The sequence below is a fragment of the Microcoleus sp. B5-D4 genome, assembly GCF_036705145.1.
GTDB lineage: Bacteria > Cyanobacteriota > Cyanobacteriia > Cyanobacteriales > Microcoleaceae > Microcoleus.
On the sequence record NZ_JAUBTV010000028.1, the window covers coordinates 38,839 to 58,925 of the forward strand.

Here is a 20,087-nt window from a genome sequence, read left to right on the forward strand (position 1 = left end):
TGTTGCGGAGGCGATAGCCCCCGCAGAATCTGGAGAGGTACGTTGTTGGGCGGGGCCTGAGAAGAGCGCACAAGCGCAACAACGTACCTCTGACCCCAATTCTGCAGATCGCAATCTCTTTTCTGTCTGAAGTATAGCTCGGGAATTAAAGATATTATTCCGTTTCGGTGTTAGCTTTTTTTTCGCTTCGAGCGCTGTAAATTCATTGCTGTTGCACCCTGACACAGGTGTCAGAACCAAGCATCCCTCTCACCGATAATTTGTTTTCCATACTCAATCTCAAAAATTTGTTTTAAAATAGCACGGGCAGCCTGCATAGCTGACATAACGGTTGCTTCGACACAGCCGGAATTGTAACCGTTGTCGATCCAGTCGCCCGTCAAGTAGAGGTTAGCGAAGCCTGATTCATCGGTTTTGAGCCGATATTTTGTACTTCCGGGAACAGAAAGCACGTAACGCTCTGAAGGATCGATGTTGACTCGCCAATATTGGGAATAGAAACGTTTCTGTCCCTGCTGGTTTTTTAGATCGACAAGCAAATCCCAATTTAACCCTTGAGGATTTTCTGGGGTGGTGGCTTTAGGCCACAGGTTGCCAATTTGGTTTTCGAGGAAGTTGATCGCCTGTTGTTCCACTTTCTCCTGTTCCCTTTTTGGGAAATCGCGATCGCTGCTGGGAGGAATTCCTGAGTCGGCTATTACGCCTGTAAAATAAGCAAGATTGTAGGGATAATGTTCAGAAGACCAATTTTCGCGCTGGATCAAATCACTCATATCGGCATAAGTATCGAGGGGTTCTACATAAGAACCGACCACAGGACTGCCCCCCCTCCACCCCAACTGCTGTAAATTAGATTTAAGCCACAACTGTCCGCCTTGAGTTGGAACTGTTTCGATTTGATTCACCATATTAGCCCATTTTTGATGAGCCGGATTTTTTTCAGCATTAATCAAATCGCCGCAGATAAAGGGGAAAGCTCCTAGAGAAATGCCGAGAATTACCAAGTCAAAATCTTCTCCAACCTTCAGAGTGACTGGGGTTTCCTTATCTTGCCAGGGACTCCAAAAAGACTCCAAATTTACCTGCTGTTGCTGGAGTTCTTCACCTTCTATAATTTGCTCGTAGCGGGGTTTGCTCGGCCAGCAGAGGAGCCTCTTAACTTTAATCAGCGGCTCGTATTCCCGAGCTGGTTCTTTGAGATTCACCTGGCGTCCCAAAGAAATGCTAGCGATCGACTGCTGCGAATCGTCAAGGTGCAACTGTTTCACGCGGTGGAAAAACTCAAACTTGACACCCCGACGTTTTAGCACTTTATAAAGCGGGGCGAAAATCGTATCTCCCATACCAGCTTGCATTTTCCACATAATCGCCCCGCTGTACTGGAAAATTACGGTTGTTAAGATGCGGATTGCTGTTCCTGCTGCTAGTCTGGGCTGATGAACGTTCCCCCCTGGAAAGGCATAAACAAGGTCATACAAAACGCGGATAAATGCTGAATTGATGCTGGTTTCCCCGGCCCCGTGTTTTTGCAGCCACTTTCTATAATCGTATTCGTCTAAAGAGTCTAAAGAACCAGAATAAATTACTTCATCTACAAATAATCCCCGAATGTTGGCAAATGCTAAGTCTAACAAAACTAAAATCCGAAATGTATCGTCATCTTGCTCAATTTCTGCCTCGATAGAGCTTCTCAACCGCTGCATAAATTGCTCTAAAAGCTTAAGAATGATCCTGTGGTGTTCGGGGCGATGAGCGCGGGTATCGTCCGGCATTGATTTTGCTAACTTGTAGGCCAGATCGAGAAATGTTCCTTCTGATGTTAAATCAATAGTGTCTAAGGTAGTTCCTATCTGTTTTATAGCATTTTCCAACCACTGACACCAGCGGGCAGGTTCTTTGAGAAGTAACTGCACCAGTTGGTCGGGAAGGTGAAGCGGTGCGATTTCTGAGGTGAGTTTAAGAGTTTCCCCGCCAATATCTATCTGTTTGGCAAGAAGTTCTAACCAGTTCGGGATTTGCTGATTACTGGATAATCTGTTAACTGAACACTGAGATTTTAAAGAGTTTGAACCTTCAAATCCATCGTGCATCAATTTGAGCAGGGAGCAGATATGCTCCCACATCGAGAAATAGCCCCCTCCTTCCCAAGGAAGCAATTTATTCGTGGGAAAGTTGAACGGCCATTGAACCCAGCGACCGTTAATATATTCTTCGAGAACTATGAGACTGTGAGGCTTGAAGGCATCTTCTACGCTCAAAAATGGGCCATCTTCTCCTAATTCGTCGTAGCACTGCTTCATCAATCGAAAAGCATTCTCGTAGAATCCAAAGAAAATGTGCAATCCATGTTCTTCAATGCGGTAGGTAGGTTCGTGGTACGGTGGGTTCGCCTCCACGCTGCGTCCTGATGCGCCCTTACCTCCGAGACGCCAGCCCTGCTGGTACACGGTAATGTCGTAGAGGGCATTCCACCCAGGCTGGCTGGTGAGTTCAAATGCAGTGGTTAGGGAGGCTACTCCCCCTCCCAAGATGGCAATTTTTTTGAGTTTGGATGCTGAGGTCATGTGTTTATTTATATTATCTAGTTTCAAAAGTATATCCTTCAAAAGGAAGGTGGCGAGCCAATGCTGTTATGCAATAATGGCAAGTTATTGTCCACTTTTTAACAACCTGACTCACAAAAAGGGTAGCCTAAGAATGCGCTTTCCAAACCGTAGTACCATTTTCGACTGTGAAATCAAAGTTGAGCCAGAAAACCAGCTTCGGCTGTATGTTTACTGATTGTTCTGTTTGTAGGCTGCCTTTATAAAGTCCCAGTTCCTTGACAATAGGGTGGCTGGCAAAATCGTAGATTCCCACCTCGAACTGAGAGCCAAAAGAATCAAAACTTAGGAGTTGCCCTGCGTGAAATTTTGACACTCTCATGGGAATTTCTACGATAGCTTGATAGCAAGCTTGTCTCCCGTTTTCTTCATCGCGGAACTGTTTGAGCATGACTACAGGAATTTCTGCATTTAGCAAGTATTCTAACAAATTTAGCGGCAGCCATAAGCCGGGAACTTCAATGATGCCGTCGTTCGCGAAAAGTAACTGCGTGATGTTAGTTACTGCTTCGGAATAACTCGCCCAATTTTTAGGTAATTGGCTTTTGCTCTCTACATTTTTGGACGATACTCTGATGAGCTGTTCCCATTTTGCTTCTGTTTGAGCCGTTAACGTTTTCCACGTATAAGTGTGCAAACTGAACGGTTCTTGCAACCGATCTATTGGGGGAATGTTGAAACTTCCAATTTCCTTCGGGATGCCGTATACCTCGCGCCCTGAAACTAAAGCCGGTGAATTGCTGACAAATATGTAGGGGACGAACCAAGCAAAACGGTCTATTTTAAAGACTGGGCCGCATTGTTTCCCGACCATAGTCAAGACCCAAATAACAACTTCCTGCTCGTCAATATAACCCCGATCGCGGTCGGGCTTGTCTCTAGAAGCAAGGGAGTCTATAGTTCCAAAGGTTAGTATGATATAGTTTGTGGCTGGCCGGTACTCGACTTGTGGGCTGGCTAAATTATTGAGGTATTTGTCGCACAAATTCTGTAGTTGGTGCAAAGAACTTTCTAGCACAAATCCATAGAGGTTTGTACCTTTGATATCGTAGGGTTGTAGAAAACATTGCTCGTTAGCTCGTTCAATGTATTGCGGAGGTTTTGAATGGTTACTGCCGCCCGATAAAAATGTCTCACCAAATTTATGTGCTTCTTGTTCTATGCTTTCGCCTCTGGCAGCAAGGTCTTGGAGGAGTCGCTCTGGCGAGCCTGGCGGTTGTGCGAGGATGTCGGCTAATTTTTGCGGGTTATGGAGCAGTTCCGCGATCGCGCTGCTTGCTCCTAGTGCCGTGCGAAAGCCTGTTTGCAGAAGTTGAGCGGCGCTGTTAACATTCATTGCTTCATAACCTCATCATGAGTTAGCTTGCAAACTTTTTATATTTCAGTCATATCACAAATACCGATCGGTTCGATCTGAATTAACGCCAATTTTCTCAATCACAAACTCTTTATCAAGCGATCGAGAAAGCAAACCGAGCTCACAACCCACCTATACTTCATGTGACCGTTGGGGTGATCCATGTGGTGTAAATCTGACCCGACAGCGGAGTCGGTCAAACTTGCTGCATTACTGCACTGGTAGGCGGAGATGGAGCGATTGCGGCGGTTGGGGGCGCTCATCATAAACTAACAGACCGCTGCCAACACGGTAACGAGCGTTTTCCAGTATTAGAAAGTATGGAAAGTGAAGAGATCGCTCCTCTGACTGGTTGTGCCCTAACCTCTAAGTATTTCTGCAACTGTTCGAGGTTGCGGTGCCCGCTGATTTCTTGAATAATCCGCAATGGGATACCCGCGTTGCTCATCGCTCGTCAGGGCCGACCTTCTGAGGCTGTGGGTGGAAGCGCCGATGATGCCGACTTTTTCGCAGGCTTCTTGGAATAGATGACAGGCGGCTTCCGGGTGCGCGTGTTTCCAGCGGTGGTTGAGGTGGCGGCTGGGGAATAGGTAGGGGTGTTCGGGATGTTTGTAGGTTTCTAACAGCAGCCTCAACTCTTGAATGATCGGGATAGTGCGGGTGCCGAGCTTGCCTTTGGTGTTGACGAAAGCGGATGATCATTTCGGAACGGATGACATTCGCCGGGGTAAAGACATCGATGACTTTCAAGCTGCACGCTTCGGCAATGCGGCAGGCGGTGTAGAGGCAAACTCCAAAGAGGGCGCGGTCGCGGTCGCTTTGCAAACCTTTGTTAAATAAGACTTCGATGTCCTCTTGAGTGAGTATTTTGGCTTGTCCGTGACCCTCGATCTTCATGCTTGGTGTATACCCGACCCGACACCTGAGAGTTTGCCGCAAATACTGCATTACTGCATCGGTCGGGAGTATTTCTTAATGCGGTGGGTGAATGGGGTGAAGGGTTTGGTTCGGGCGATCGCTCCGGGGGTTTGATATGTTTGGTTAAGGGGCGTTGCTTAATCAGGCTATGAAAAGAATCACTTAAAAATGCCAAAGCTTTGTAGATACTGGTTTCTATGACTTGCATATTTAGCCTTTCATATCCTAAATCAGCAACGCCTTTTTGACAGGCTGACCTCCTTTCGATCGTCCTCAATTTTCAGAAAACCGTAATCGCTGATTTACCAGACCAACCAAAAACCTTCCACCGAACAACGTGGCGGAGTTGTACTCACATTGTTCGGTCATCCGCCAGTAGCAAATCCAGGAATTACACAAAACCTATCTCTGCTACTGGCGAGTAACAAATTCCACACTTACGGAAAACCTAATTTTTCAGCAAAGGTTAACACAAAAGTTATAGTTTGTGTGCAGATTTTTTGCCAATGTTAAGAGTAATCTGAAGCATAATTAGATGTCTGAGAATGATTTGTTGTACGATAGCTAAAAAGCCGTAAGGGGTGAGATTATTGACAATACAACTTATGTATTCTGAATCTATCACCCTATTATTCTGGTTTTAATCCTATAGAATTAGGGTGTCACAACTAAAAGCTTTTTTACATCAGTTCTCGCCAACCACTACCCCGATAGTAGATAGTTTGCTGGCTACTGCACGCTTATTGGGTCAATCCTAAGCACTTAAAAAGCTGGTTTGGTAGCGGCTAACACTGTACTCAATAAACCAGGAATAGGCTATATTAGTTAGCGTTGAAATCTCCGCCGTTTAAGGATCGCTCAAAAGCGTTGCAGCACTCAACATAGCAACAGCCCCTGCCTCCTCCAAAGGTCGCGAAAACAAGTACCCTTGATAGGAACTGCATCCCAAAGAACGGAGTATAATTAGCTGCTCTTGCGTCTCCACCCCTTCTGCGATTGCCTCTAATTCCAAAGAACTCGCCAGATTTAAAATCGCCTGCAGCAAAGTCAAATTTTTCCCTCCTTCCTCCAGGCAGCAAACAAAAGAGCGGTCAATTTTGAGAGTATCAATCGGCAGCAACTGTAAGTAAGACAAATTTGAATAACCCGTGCCAAAATCATCCAAACACACCTTAACCTGCCGAGCTTTTAATAGCTCTAGCACCCCAGCAGCCTCCTCAGCATTTTCCATTAAAACACTCTCGGTAATCTCTAACTTTAAAAATTCGCCCTTTAAGTTATGCACTCGCAGTAGTGAGTCTAAAAGCGGTAGCAAATTTGGAGCAAATAGCTGAATTCCCGATAAATTAACACTCATATTTAAAGGCAAATAGTCAGGAAATTGCAACTGCCATTTACTTAAACAAGCCACTGCTTCCGATAGTACCCACTCCCCTAGTGCCACAATCAAACCCGTTCTTTCCGCCACGGGAATAAACTCGCTAGGAGAAACCAAGCCGCGGGTCGGATGCCGCCATCTTACCAACGCTTCAAACCCCACTATTTGACCAGTTACAAAAGATACAATGGGCTGATAATTCAGGTAAAACTGTTGTAAATTAATTGCATTTTGCAAGTCATTTTCCAACTGGAGTTGCTCTAAAGCTCTCGACTGCATACCAACATCAAATACAACAGTGCTAGTAGCACCCCGAACAAAAGCCTCATGTCTAGCCGCGTCAGCCGCTCGCAGTAAATCTTCCGGCTCTTTGGTGCCAATTGCACCTAAAGCAATGCCAATACTAACGCTAGAAAAGACCGCAGTTCCATTTAAGTTAGACGGTATTTCTAATGCTTGACGAATGTGTTCTGCTGCCTCTAAAGCTAATTGAGAATTAGTAATATTTGCCAGCCAAATGGCAAACGCATCTTCTCCCACTCTTGCTATAAGATTCATATTTAAAGCCCAAGCCTCTAACCGCCGTGCTACTTCTACTAGCAACTGCTCTCCTCTAGAATGACCTAAGCTATATTTAACAATTTGATAACGGTTAATAGTCAGCAATAAAATAGCTTCTAAATGACCCAGTTCTCTTATAGAATTCCTGCCACTACGCATCTCCTTTAAGAGCAAATTACGGTTAGGTAAACCTGTCACCTCGTCGTAAAATGCTTGGTAGCGGATTTGTGCATTCGCTGTAGCAAGTTCCTGCTCTTTTTCCCTAGCAAGTCGCACAAACTCTAAAGTTTTATTAATGGTAACTTTTAAGTCATTTAAATCAATGGGCTTCGTTAAAAAATCAAAAGCACCCCTATTCATAGCTGTCCTAATATTTGGCATATCCCCATAAGCTGAAACCACTATAGCTTTGAGCGTCGGGTCAATAGCTGGCAAATTTTCTAACAAAGTTAACCCGTCCATTTCGGGCATATTAATATCAGTTAGCACTAAGTCAAAAGAGCCATTAGCGTGCAATTTATCTAAAGCTTGCACTCCATTTATCGCAAAATCAAACTCAAATTCTTGAGTGCTGATTTGACGCCGAAATAGCTGAAGGATTAGATATTCTAAAAGTGGTTCGTCATCAATTACTAAGATTTTAGATGTCATGGAATTGCTCTTGTTAGCAAGTAGCCAGGAGTTGAATTCTCTTGTAGGGGCAATCCCCCTGTGGTTGCCCCCCTGAGATTGCCCCCTGGGGTTGCACCGTAAGTAAGGTTGGGGCAGGCAGGAAAGCACTGCTCCAACAGAAAACTCCTCATTTTGAGGACTTACGCTCCTAAACCGGGTCGATCTAAAAAATTGAAGATTCTCACTATAAATCTACGAAGAAACCCGGTTTAGGAGCGTAAGTGTTGACTTGATCAGTTCCCAACCCTTAAGTGGGAATTTCAATAATAAATTCCGTTCCCTCGCCTGGTGTAGAGTTACAACTGAGCCATCCCCCGTGTTTTTCTTCAACAATAGACCGCGAAATTGATAAACCTAATCCCGTCCCTTTACCCACAGATTTTGTAGTAAATAAGTGGTTAAATACCCGCCCCTTCACTTCTTCTGTCATCCCCATCCCATTGTCTGCAATAGAAATTATAACATGAGAAGCGGAATTCTCCTTGATAATTTTTTCACTCTCATCGGTAAGGAAAGTGCGAATCCTGATAAAATTAGGATTCGCCTTAATTTCATCGCGACTCCGCCCTGAATTCCACTCATCCAATGCGTCAATGGCATTAGCAATGATATTTAAAAACACCTGATTTAACTGTCCGGGATAACACTCTACTGGGGGTAATTCTCCGTAGTTTTTTAGCACTTGAATTTCGGGTTTACCCTCATTCGCTTTGAGCCGATGTCTCAAAATTAATAAGCTACTATCAATTCCTTCATGGATATTGAAACGAACTTTGGATTTAGTATCGGCCCGCGAAAAAGTCCTCAGAGAAATGCTGATTCCCCGAATGCGCTCAGTTCCTTCTTTCATAGAACTGAGCAGTTGTGGCAAGTCTTCTAAGAGAAAAGGGAGGTCAAGAGCTTCAATTTGAGTTTGTACTTCTGGATTATTTAGGGAGCAGTGTTCTTGATAAATATTGAGAGCAGTCATCAATTCTTGAAAGTAGCTTTCGGCGTGTTCAATGTTTCCTATAATGAAGCTGATGGGATTGTAAATTTCGTGGGCAACTCCGGCAACTAACTGGCCGACGGAAGCCATTTTTTCGTTTTGAATGAGTTGAGTTTGCACCTCTTGAAGTTCTGTTAAATTTTGTCTGACTTGTTTGACAGTTTCTAAGGCTCTTTGGATGGTGATTTCCATGTCCTGAAAATCAATGGGTTTTGTCAAAAAGTCAAAAGCTCCCCGGTTCATGGCAGTTCTAATGTTTTGCATATCTCCATAGGCGGAGATGACGACTGCTTTTAATGTATTGTCGATTTCTGAGAGTTTTTCTAGTAAAGTTAACCCGTCCATTTCGGGCATATTAATATCTGTTAGCACTAAATCAAATGGTGGAGATTCTGCAATTTTTTCTAAGGCTTCTCTGCCATTGTGAGCAAAGACAAATTCAATTTCTTTGACCCGAATTTTTTGCCTGAATTTTTGTTGAATGACGTATTCTAAAAGTTGTTCATCATCGACGACTAGGATTTTTGCTGTCATGGGGAGCTATCCTGTATCCTATGGTAGAAATAACTAGGGTCACTAGCTTAATATAGCGCGTTGTTTAAAATTTGTAAAGGATTCAACTTATTAATGAGGATGTAGTCAGGAAGAAGGAAGAAAACTTATGCAATCACCTTTTTAGTCATCCGTCTTTTACGTTTAATTAAAGGGATCTACTTAAGATGCACTGTATAATTATAAGCCGTGCTGGTGGGTTGGGTTTGTGTAGAAGCGGTCTCAAACTTCGAGTAAAGTTATTGATGTAGTGTTTTAGCGCCTCTATCGTGCGCCAGAGCTATTTAACTTTTGGGCAAAGTAATGATAAATTCCGTGTAATTTCCGGTTTCGGTTTGCACTTCCAAATTGCCCCGATGTTGTCCAACAATGATATCGTGAGTGATGGATAAACCTAAACCTGTGCCCTGTCCGGGAGGCTTGGTAGTGAAGAAAGGGAGGAATATTTTTTGTTGATTTTCTTTAGGAATACCGATGCCATTATCATGAATGCGAATTTCTATTGCAGTGGCTAGATTTTTAGTGGTAATAGAAACTGTGGGAGTGAAATCTCCGGTTACTTTAAATTGTTTAATATGGGAGGCATAGCAAGCATTATCGATGATGTTAATTAAGGCGCGACTGAGGTCAGAAAAAGCGACATCTAGTTCTTCAATTGATTGGTCATAGTCGGTTTTTAGGGTAAGATTGAAGGTTTTATCTTTGGCACGGATGCTGTGGTAAGCTAATTGTAGGGCTTGAGCAACGAGGGCGTTGATGTCGGTTTTTTGGCGGCTACTGCCCTCGCTGCGAGCGTGCATTAGCATACTTTGAATAATGCTGTTGGCACGTTGTCCTTGTTCGTTAATTTCTGATACGTTGCGCTTAAGATAGGTGAGGTTTTCGTTAATTAATTCCAGAGATTCTGAGTCTAAGTTTTGGGATTGGCGGTCTATTTCTTCTGCGATTTCAGATGTTAAGTCTTCTGAGAGAGTAGCAAGAGAAGTGACGAAGTTGAGGGGATTGCGGATTTCGTGGGCCACACCTGCGGTGAGGGCTCCGAGGGAGGCGAGTTTTTCTGAGGCTACTATTTGTTTTTGAGCTGTTTTTAATTCGGCGGTTCGTTCCTCAACTTTCTGTTCTAGGGTTTCCGAATAGGCTGCAAGTTGTTGATTCGCTTGTTCTAAGTTTTGGTTGAGTTGATTGACTTCTGCGTAAAGTTTTGCATTGCTAATAGCGATAGCAGCTTGTCCCGATAGCATTTGTAAGACTGTGAGTCTGTCAGCGGTAAAGGCGACGGTAGTCAAGTTATTTTCGAGATAGATAATCCCTGTAAGTTGACCTTGATTGAGCAGGGGTGTACACAAGATTGATTTGGACTGATTGTGTTGGATGTAGGGGTCTTTTTTAAAGATACCTTCATGGCTGGCATCGTTTAAAACGACTGTTTCTTTAGTGCGGGCAACGTAGTTGATAATCGCGGCTGGAACTGCATTTTCAAGGAGAGGAACGGAAATAGTTTCCTCTTCTAGTTGTTGAGGATGGGTCAATACGGTGAGGTCGTTACCTTCCACGATTCCGGTGGCTGAAATCACCCACTGATTCTCACTTGGGTGAGATAAAAAAGTGGGTTTTGTGAGCAATGAGCCGCGAGTAGCTCCGGCATTTTCTATGAGAATGGTCATTAATTTACTTAGCAGTTCGCTGAGAACAATTTCCCCAGATAACGCCTGTGCTGCTTTCATAATTGTATCGAGGTCAAGTGCTGTTGAATGGCTGGAAGTAGAGGTTGTCGTCCAGTTTGAGGTGGTTGTGCTAATGGGGTCGAGGCTGATAGTTTCAGACTGCTGCGTGCGGGATATGAGATGGGGATATGTTTCTTCTAAGTCTCGGACTTTGGCGACTGCTCCCCAGCGAATGTAGCAGTAATAGGCTTCGGTCATGTAGGTTTTGGCGACTTTTTCTCTACCGATGGCTAAATAAAATTCGGCGGCGCGTTCGTTAGCGAGGGCTTCTTCTTGGATGAATCTTTGTTCTTTGGCTCCATTGATGGCTCGTTCGTAGTAGGTTATTGCTGTCTCGTTTTGTCCCAATACTCGCGCTTTTTCTGCTTCTACGAGTTCGTATTTGTGCTGGAAGTTCATCGGGGCGTGGTGCGCCCAGTTTTTCATTTGTTTTTGATGAGATGCTACTTTTTTTAGGTATTGCTTTTGTTCGGTTTTGGTGGTGGCTGGATAGTGGATGAGGAGGGATAGGGAATAGTAGAAGTTGTATGTACTTGGCAGCATAGCACCACTCAAGTTTTGCTTGTATTTTTCTAGTAAAATAGCTGTTTCAAGACTCTGATCAAAATGTTTAAATAAAAAAAATAAAATAAGTTTAGCTAAAAAAAAATAAGCAAGTGCTGTATTATTATTAGCTTTTTTTAAAATAGATAATTTTTGCAATTCATCGAAGCTTTCTCCTGTTAGTATAGTAGTATTAGTAGATTCATTTTTTATATTTAAGACAAATTGATTCCAGATAGCCAAAAGATCAGCCGTAAATTCTTGCTTGTAATTTTTAAGTGCTTTTAGATAGCGCTGCTGAACATTAGCAACATATTCTAGGTGTTCACCGCTCCAGAAAATATTAGTAGAATGGTACAACGCTGCATAACCTGCATATTCTAAATCTCCGGTTTCTACCCCACTTTTAAAAGCCTCAGTTAGAGGAATTATTGTATTTTTTATGGGTTCTTTACACTCTCGAATAAAATGGTTAAATGAATGGTATACCTTAGCTTTTATTTCTTTAGCGTTAAACTGCTCCAATAAAGTCAAAGCTAGTTGTCCAAATTGATACCCAGAATCAGTATCTTCTAGCACTCCACAAAGCAACATACCATACATACAATAACCCTGAGCAGATAAAGCTGCATTCCCATATTTGACAGAAAGATAAACAATTTTAAAGACAACAAGTGGAAAAAGAGCGGGACTAGCAGCAAAAGCTGCCGGAATAATATTCATCAAAATCCTTATAGCTGCCAGATGATCGGGGCTGGTCATCTCTGGCAAACTTGCTAAATCTCGAATTTGTTTTCTCCCTACTATAAATTTAGTACGAAATAATTCAAGCATTATACTGATATTGTTTGGATGGAGAGGCAAAGATATTCCCAATTTTTTTAGCACTTGTAATGCTGTTTCTAAGGCTTTTTGAGGCTGATTTTGGGATAAATAAAACGGAATTTTTAATTCATACACTTTGATTGTTTCAAGTAGGGTTTTTGTTTGTGAAATAACAATTTCAGATAGTTTTTGTGTCTTTTCAAAATTAAGATTGAGGTATTCTGCTTCCAATGTTTCTAAGTAGATATCTCGCGTCAATTCATAGTGACTTTGCCAGCTATCTTCTGGCATAAGTTCTAATCCCACATTCAAATATCTGACAGCCACCTCATAGGCTGTCGCTGCTTTTGCTTTGCGTCCAGCAATTAAATTAAAGTTAGCAAGTTGATTTTTTTCTGACTGCTGCGTAATAAATTCTACGCCAATATTTAACTGATTGACAATATCAAATATATTCTCTTCCAAGGCGTTTTCTGCGTATTGATCCAACAAGAGCGTACCAATTTTCAAGTGCGTTGCTTTTTTCTGAGTTTCAGGAATCATTGAATAGGCTGCTTGTTGCACCCGATCATGTAAAAATTTGTAGCCAACTCTCGATTCATCAAAAAGTAGCGTCTCCTGCTCTTCTGACTGAAAAGCCAGAGGGATTTTGTAGTCGTTACTTAGGGGCAATATTAGACCTGATTGAAGTGCTGACCACAAATTATCGGCTGTCTCTAGCGGAGATTTTTTATTAACAATCGCGCAGACATCTAAGTTAAAGCGGTTGCCGATACAAGCAGCTAATTGTAATATTTGTTGCGTAGACTCTGGCAGTTTTTGAATGTTTTTAGCTACGAGTTCCACAACATTATAATCAGCAATTCCCAGGGATTGAATCTGCTTGAGATCCCATTGCCAGCGAGTTTTTATAAAATCAAACTTTAACAGTTGTTCAGAGTATAGAGTCTTGAAAAGTTGTGTTAAGAAGAACGGATTACCCTGAGTTTTATTGAAAAGTAAGTCTGCTAATTTTATGGAATTGTTATCTCCCTGAAGAGTATCGGCTACTAATTGGCGGACGTTGCTAATATCTAAAGCCTGGAGGACGATATTATTTACAACCGCACCTGTTTTTTCAATCTGTTCAATGGTTTGAATCGTCGGATGAGTTGGGCTGACTTCATTATCTCGATAAGCTCCAATTAGTAATAGATATTCGCTCTCGGTGTCTGTGATCAAGAGTTGGAGCAACTTCAGAGACGCTGAATCTGCCCACTGCAAATCATCTAGGAACAGAACAAGCGGATGTTCGGGCTTAGTAAATACATGAATAAATTGTTTATAAACTCGGTTGAAGCGATTTTGAGATTCAGTTGACCCTAGCTCGGGAACTTCTGGCTGTTCGCCCATAATCAATTCTACTTCAGGAATCACGTCGATAATTACCCGTCCATTTTGTCCCAAAGCTTCTACAAGTTGCTCTTTCCAAATTTCTATATTTTCAGAGTTTTCTGTTAACAGTTGCCGGATTAATTCTTGAAAAGCTTGAATTAAGGCTGCATAGGGAATATTTTTTTTAAATTGATCGAATTTCCCGGCAATACAATAACCGCGCTGGCGTACTATTGGTTTGTGAACTTCTTGCACAACGCAGGTTTTTCCAATGCCTGAATAACCGCTGACAAGCATCATTTCTGTTGAGCCAACTGCAACTCGTTCAAAGGCTGCCATTAGGGTTGCAACTTCTGTTTCTCGTCCATATAGTTTTTGAGGAATGAGAAATTGACCAAATCGATCCAACTTACCCACTGTGAAATCTTTAATTTGTCCAGATGCTTCTAATTGTTTAAGACATTCTTCTAAATCACCTAAAAGTCCGCGAGCGCTTTGATATCTGTCTTCAGCAGTTTTGGCTAATAATTTCATTACGATGTCAACAACAGCCTTGGGAATTTCGGGATTTAGCTGATTTAGCAAGGGGGGTTGTTTCGCGATGTGGCAATGCACCAATTCCATTGGGTCGTTAGAATTAAAAGGTAGCTGACCCGCAAGCATTTCGTAGAAGGTAATGCCAAGGGAGTAAAAGTCTGTGCGGTAGTCAATTGAACGATTCATTCTCCCCGTTTGTTCGGGAGACATATAGGCGAGAGAGCCTTCGATATAGTTGGGGTTACTAATAGTAGAATTTTCTTTTTCTAGGCGTGTGGCGATGCTAAAATCGATGAGCTTGATTTGCCTATTTTCTGGTTTTATGAGGATATTTTGGGGTTTAATGTCTTTGTGGATAATGTGGTTTTGATGCAGTTCTCCGAGAATCTTAGCGAGTTGACTGGCGATTTGAAGAAAGTTAATTAAGTTCGTTTTTTTAGAGTTAATATATTCCTTGAGGGGCTGTCCGCCCAAATCTTCTAAAATCAGAGCAACTCCGTGTTCATAAGGTTTTAATTCGATGGGTTTGATAATGCCTGGAATGTTTAAAGAGTGGAGGATTTGATATTCGTGCCTGATTCGGGCGATTTCTTCTAGGGTCGGATACTCAGCTTTGAGAGTTTTGATGATGACAGGAGTGTGTTCTAACTCGTAGCGACCTTGATAAATAACAGTTTTTGTACCTTCGTGGAGGGAGGCGATCAGTTGATATCCGGGTATAGGGGTTCTCATGGTATATTTTTAAAAGGGGTATGGTACTGAAAGAGCATGATATTGATGAACCCTGAGTTGATATATCATGTTATCAGTTTTTGATATTTTACCTTTGTCTCGAAGATTACTTTCGATCTAAAACAAAAACTTAAGGTTTAATTAATTAAATCTTAAGTTTTGACAAAATATAGTTAGCGGATAAAAAGTCGAAGCTTTATCCGAACACAACCAGACTAGCGCAGCTCCCTAATCTATTATCGTGCGCCTACAAGTGTGGCTATTAATTTTTCTGAGGGGGTTGGAGCAGACCCTAGAGCTACATCGCCCCATCGGATAATACTGGCAGCGGAACTGCCAGAAAAACCGTGCGAATAAATCATCACTAAATCGTCTTTTCTGATTTTTTTCAAGGCCGCTGCATGATATAAAGCAGCTATAGCTGAAACTACGGAAATATTAGCATACGTGGGAAAAATGTCGATAGTTTTTTCTTTAGGTATATTTAGTTCTAAAGCACAAAAATCGACATAACCTGCTGCTGGCGGGTAAAAAATGAAGTAGTCTATATCCTCCACTTTCATTCCAGATTTAGACAAAACTTTTTGGCAGCATTGCTGGAAATATTTAATGAATAAAGAAGTGGCGTATTTCACTGTCTCTTTATTCACTGTAATGAATATTCTTGGATTGCCGATTTTATCCACTGTAAATCTGGAATAAACTATTCCACAGGTATCATGAGTGTTTGTGGAATAGGAATTGAGTAAACCTTGTCCTTCTTCTAGTTTCTCAACAATGAAAGCGGCGGAGCCATCTCCAAGCGTGAATGAAAAAGAATTAGTATATTCTATGTGCTGGGAATAATTGCAGGATAAGGAGACTAATACCCTTTTAAATCTTTTATCTCTGATTAACGCAACAGCATTGTCTAAGGCTAATAGAGCGCCTCCACATGTGGCGTTCAAATTCCAAGCCGCACCTCGAAAACCTAATTTTTGTGAAATAAAAGTAGCGTTGCCAATCACTAATTGTTCGGAAAACATAGCACAAGAAATTAGCAAGTCAACATCGTTAATTTCTAATTTTTTGGCTTGCAATACCTTTTGAATAGCTCCACATTCAAGAGAAATAGAAGTTTCGCCTTCAGCCAAAACTCTTCTTTCTAACGCTCCCCTGAATATATCTTCTCGGTAAGGTTTTACTGCCTGTACCCAATTGAGATTTTCTTGAAAATCATTATCAAACAGTCGCACTTTTTGATTTTTTTGCTCAAGCTCAGCTAAGAACTCTGGATAATTCTTTTTCCAGTAATCATTAGTACGTACGCGCTCGGGAAAATTAACTGCTATTGCGCGGATTCCTACAGCTTGGTTCATCTTGACAAGACTCCTTTGAACAGAAATAAAGAACATGGAAATTTGGACATTTGCCAGCTCTAGGCTCTAACTCCTAGAGCTGGCAAATTTAATGCTCATTAGCTAAGAATTATCTCTTAACAATGAGCAACTTAACTATGCGCCTCGCGCAAAACCCGCCTCAAAACTTTCCCCGTCGCATTCTTTGGCAGCGAATCAACAAACCGGACAAGGTGAGGAACCTTATAAGCAGCTATCTGCTTAGAGCAGAAAGAAATCACATCCTCTGGCGCGACAACTTGCCCATTGTTAAGGACAATATTAGCCAAAATCCTCTCACCTTTCACTCTGTCAGGAACACCATAAATAGCCACTTCCGCCACCGCTGGATGTTGAGAAATTACCCGCTCTAATTCACTCGGATAAACCTTAAATCCAGAAACATTAATCATGTCTTTTAAGCGGTCAACAATGTAGAAATAGCCCTCTTCATCCATGCGGCCCAAATCTCCAGTATGAAACCAACCATTTGACATAACTTGGGCCGTTTCAGCGGGACGGTTCCAATAGCTCGACATCACATTAGGCCCGCGAATAATAATCTCGCCAACTTCGCCGATATCAACTTCTGAACCCTCACTATTCACCACCTTCATTTCCACATTATCAATGGGCATTCCAATTGAGCCCGGCTTATATTTCAAGTAATGGTTGTAACAAGAAAAAGGCGAAGTTTCCGTCAAACCGTACCCTTCATGGATCACCAGACCATACTGTTCTTGCCACTGCTCTACAACTTCCAAGGGCATTCTGGCAGCAGCACTAAAATAATAGCGTACTGAGTTAAAGTTGCATTCATCCGGTGACATTTCTAACAGCTTGGCAAAGGCGGTCGGGACTCCAAAAAACATTGTAATCTGCTCTGCAGCCGTTACTTGCAACACTTCGGTCGGATAAAACCTGCGCTGCAAAATAATAGTCGCACAAGCATTCAATCCCGCATTCAGAATAAAATTCTGACCGAAACAGTGAAACAAAGGTAAATACAAAAGTAACCGATCCTCAGCCCTCATACCGCAGCAGTGCTTGACAGAGTGCATATTTGAAGTCACATTCCCATGAGAAAGCACAGCGCCTTTAGGAAAACCCGTCGTCCCCGATGTATAGATAATTGCAGCGGGTTCTGTAGGTTCCATTTCAATAGCTTTAGCTTCAGTGGAAGCATTTGCTATCAGTTGTAACAAACTGATTTCTTTACAGCTTAAACTCAGCTTGCTCCCAGAAATATGAGAAGAATGGCTACCAACCACAATCGGGGGTTTAATAACTCTATCTTCAGCAATCAAAATGTATTGAAGGTAAGCTAAATCATCATCAGGCACTTGCATTCGCAATGATTCTGTCGCAATTACTATCTTAGCCGCACAGTCATTGAGAATAAACCGAACTTCATCGCTTTTGAGCATTGCATTGATAGAAACTGCTACAGCCCCGATCTTTAAGATGCCCAGATAAGAGATGACAAATTCGGGAATATTAGGCAGGAAGAGAGCGACGCAATCTCCCCGTTTAATCCCCAATCCTTGCAAACCATTCGCAGCGCAGTTTGCTAATTGATTTAGCTGCTTGTAAGTAAAAGATTTACCTTCAAAAATTAAGGCAGTTTTCTGAGGGAAAAATCTACACCCTCTCTCGATATGCTCTGCAATGTTCATCTCTATTTTATTCTCGGTAAAATTGCCGCCAAACAATAGGTTTCGTGTTCAAGATTTGGATGCACTGGTGCACCGTCATTAAGACAAATCGGAAACCACGACCTAAAGCTTTTGCTCGCTCTTTTTTTTCGGAGGAAATATCCCCCACGCAACTCGGATGGATTGTCTGAGAAAATTGTTGCCAATCCCTCGGTTCAAGTTGATATACTTTGACGCATTGGCGAACAGCATCAGTCAAAAAATGTTGCTGACTTGACAATTTTTCTGCTTTTTTACTGGGGTAAATATCTCGCTGAAAAGCAGTTTCAGAGATGTTAACTGAAATATTGTGAGTAACCATTGTTGTGCCTTTCTAGTAATATTTAACAATCCTTTGCAACCGCAAAATTTGACTGCTTGCGTAACAGACAAGCAGCTCTTAACGAGTGAAATTTTCAACTCATTTTTCCAACGTTTTGCAGACTATTCTTAGCTACAAATGACCTGTTTTACCTAGGACATGAGAGGGGGAAAAGGAAAGAAAATAATGTAAATTTTTGACAACAATTTTTCCCCTTTTCCTTCCTCTTCCTACTTCAAACTTGATAAAATCTGATTCACAGCTTGCACAATTCGTCCTTCCTGTGCAATGTCAGCAGCAATCATGGCAATGTGCAAATCTAAAGATTGCTCGTTGTCGTTCCAGATGTAAGACTTGTCAACATTAGGTGGCTGTCCCACAACTTTGCGCACAGCCTCATATAGCGGTAAGCTAAGTGGCGACAAACACTCGCGCGCGTCATAGTGACCGGCGACTTGATGGGTTCGCAAATCAACAGCTTGGACGGCAAACATTAGGGAAATTGCCATATACTGCTGGAACAATTCAATTGAGCGACGAGCTAAATTAGCTGAAGCGAATCCTTGGCTATTGATATTCTGATTGAATTGTTCGGCGTGAGTGGGAAAGCGGTCAGCAATTGAGTTTCCGTAAAAAGTCAACAGCGGCATAATGGAATTTCCCACTATTTGCAGACCTTTTAATCCCATGTTGACCTTACGGCTAGTGTTGCCAACCAGAGAAGGCGACAAACCATTATTAAATTCAGGTGCAGCTAACAACGCAATTTGTACATCCAAATGCTTAGCCAGCAGCCCTAAAAGATAGCGCAAACGATCCATTCCCACACCAACATACTGTCCCAGAAAATTGCCGCCGTGATAGCTAGCTTGATTCTCAGTATCGATTAAGGGGTTGTCAGTAACAGAGTTAATTTCCACTTCAATCTGCTGGGAAATTTCTGCGATTCCATCCACAATCGGCCCCATGTACTGAGGCAAACAACGCAGCGAATAACGGTCTTGTATCGGATGATGGCCGCGAGACTCGTGGGAACCATCTAACTCATCTCGATTCAAGCAGGAACCTGCGAGGAGTTCGACCATTTGGGAAGCCGCCCACACTTGACCAAAATGAGGCTTGAGCTTGTGAATGAAGGGGTGGAACGATTGATTTGTTCCGCCTAATCCTTGGATTGTCAAGGCATGAGTACCCATTGCCAAGGCAAGTATTACTTGCGAATCCCGGACGCAGTTGGCAGCAATGCCGGTCATTACAGACGTACCATTGGTCATTGCCAGCCCTTCTTTGGGGCGCAAATCAATTCTTGGTAAATCTAATATTTCTAGCGCTTGAATTGCTGACATTTCTCTGCCGTTAAAATCAACAGTGAAACAGTCATCTAGACCTATTAATGCGCCCGTGATGTGCGCTAGGGGAACTAAATCGCCGGAAGCGCCGATGGAGCCCAATTCACAAACGTGAGGCGTGACTCCTGCGTTTAGAAATGCGATCATCCGCTCAATTAACTCCAGCCGAATTCCTGAAGCGCCCTGGAGGTGGGAGTTAATTCGCAAGAGCATGGCGGCGCGGACGCAAGCTGTGGGCAGCTTTGGCCCTGCACCAGCTTTGAGAAACCAAATCAAATTGTTTTGTAAACTCGCGGCTTCTTCAGGTGCGATCGCTGTATTGGCCATCCCACCAAAGCCAGTTGTGACTCCGTAAATCGGCTTTCCCGACTCGACAGCATTCGCAATGTAGTCGCAGGATGCTTGCACTCGTTCCGCAACATCGCTTTCATCATTTAACCGAACTCTGGTTCCACAACGGGCAACCCTGGCAACTTCTTCTACACTCAGCCGTCGGTTCCCCACAGTTACGTTACTCAAATTAGGCTCCGGCCATTTGGGTAATTGTAGAGAAATCGGCTCTGTTAAGTTTCTTGACACTTC

General features: G+C 42.6%; 12 protein-coding genes. 2 read left to right on the forward strand and 10 right to left on the reverse strand.

Annotation, left to right across the window (positions count from 1 at the left end):
• Positions 1 to 230 precede the first annotated feature (230 nt).
• The 3 genes from QUB10_RS15330 to QUB10_RS15340 form a co-directional block, all read right to left on the reverse strand.
• Entirely contained in the window at positions 231 to 2,564 is a 2,334-nt protein-coding gene (locus QUB10_RS15330; RefSeq protein WP_333203359.1) for an NAD(P)-binding protein, read from the reverse strand.
• Positions 2,565 to 2,691: 127 nt separating this feature from the next.
• Positions 2,692 to 3,939: a hypothetical protein gene (locus QUB10_RS15335; RefSeq protein ID WP_333203361.1), complete on the reverse strand. Its 1,248-nt coding sequence runs from the start codon at positions 3,937 to 3,939 to the stop codon at positions 2,692 to 2,694.
• A gap of 380 nt (positions 3,940 to 4,319) precedes the next feature.
• Complete coding sequence (locus tag QUB10_RS15340) at positions 4,320 to 4,595, reverse strand: hypothetical protein (protein WP_333203363.1); 276 nt, start codon at positions 4,593 to 4,595, stop codon at positions 4,320 to 4,322.
• Between the two features lie 25 nt (positions 4,596 to 4,620).
• Here QUB10_RS15340 and QUB10_RS15345 point away from each other — a divergent pair, with 25 nt between their 5' ends.
• Both QUB10_RS15345 and QUB10_RS15350 read left to right on the forward strand, forming a co-directional pair.
• Positions 4,621 to 4,800: a hypothetical protein gene (locus QUB10_RS15345; RefSeq protein ID WP_333203365.1), complete on the forward strand. Its 180-nt coding sequence runs from the start codon at positions 4,621 to 4,623 to the stop codon at positions 4,798 to 4,800.
• Positions 4,801 to 4,815: 15 nt separating this feature from the next.
• Positions 4,816 to 4,992 carry a hypothetical protein gene (locus QUB10_RS15350; protein ID WP_333203367.1) on the forward strand — a complete coding sequence of 59 codons (177 nt, stop codon included), beginning with the start codon at positions 4,816 to 4,818 and terminating at the stop codon, positions 4,990 to 4,992.
• 733 nt (positions 4,993 to 5,725) lie between these two features.
• On the opposite strand, the gene QUB10_RS15355 is transcribed toward QUB10_RS15350, so the two are convergent.
• The 7 genes from QUB10_RS15355 to QUB10_RS15385 form a co-directional block, all read right to left on the reverse strand.
• Entirely contained in the window at positions 5,726 to 7,468 is a 1,743-nt protein-coding gene (locus QUB10_RS15355) for an EAL domain-containing protein (RefSeq protein WP_333203369.1), read from the reverse strand.
• Between the two features lie 268 nt (positions 7,469 to 7,736).
• Entirely contained in the window at positions 7,737 to 9,011 is a 1,275-nt protein-coding gene (locus tag QUB10_RS15360) for a response regulator (protein ID WP_333203371.1), read from the reverse strand.
• 302 nt (positions 9,012 to 9,313) lie between these two features.
• Positions 9,314 to 14,764 (reverse strand): AAA family ATPase, encoded by a 5,451-nt coding sequence (locus tag QUB10_RS15365; protein ID WP_333203373.1) that lies wholly within the window; start codon positions 14,762 to 14,764, stop codon positions 9,314 to 9,316.
• A 236-nt stretch (positions 14,765 to 15,000) separates the two neighbouring features.
• A complete protein-coding gene (locus tag QUB10_RS15370) occupies positions 15,001 to 16,122 on the reverse strand; it encodes a 3-oxoacyl-[acyl-carrier-protein] synthase III C-terminal domain-containing protein (RefSeq protein ID WP_333083927.1) in 1,122 nt (373 codons plus the stop codon).
• A 131-nt stretch (positions 16,123 to 16,253) separates the two neighbouring features.
• Positions 16,254 to 17,816 (reverse strand): long-chain fatty acid--CoA ligase, encoded by a 1,563-nt coding sequence (locus QUB10_RS15375; RefSeq protein ID WP_333203376.1) that lies wholly within the window; start codon positions 17,814 to 17,816, stop codon positions 16,254 to 16,256.
• Positions 17,817 to 17,823: 7 nt separating this feature from the next.
• Positions 17,824 to 18,156 (reverse strand): hypothetical protein, encoded by a 333-nt coding sequence (locus QUB10_RS15380; protein WP_333203378.1) that lies wholly within the window; start codon positions 18,154 to 18,156, stop codon positions 17,824 to 17,826.
• Positions 18,157 to 18,386: 230 nt separating this feature from the next.
• Positions 18,387 to 20,084, reverse strand: coding sequence for an aromatic amino acid ammonia-lyase (locus tag QUB10_RS15385; RefSeq protein WP_333086334.1), 1,698 nt, complete (start codon positions 20,082 to 20,084; stop codon positions 18,387 to 18,389).
• Positions 20,085 to 20,087 lie beyond the last annotated feature (3 nt).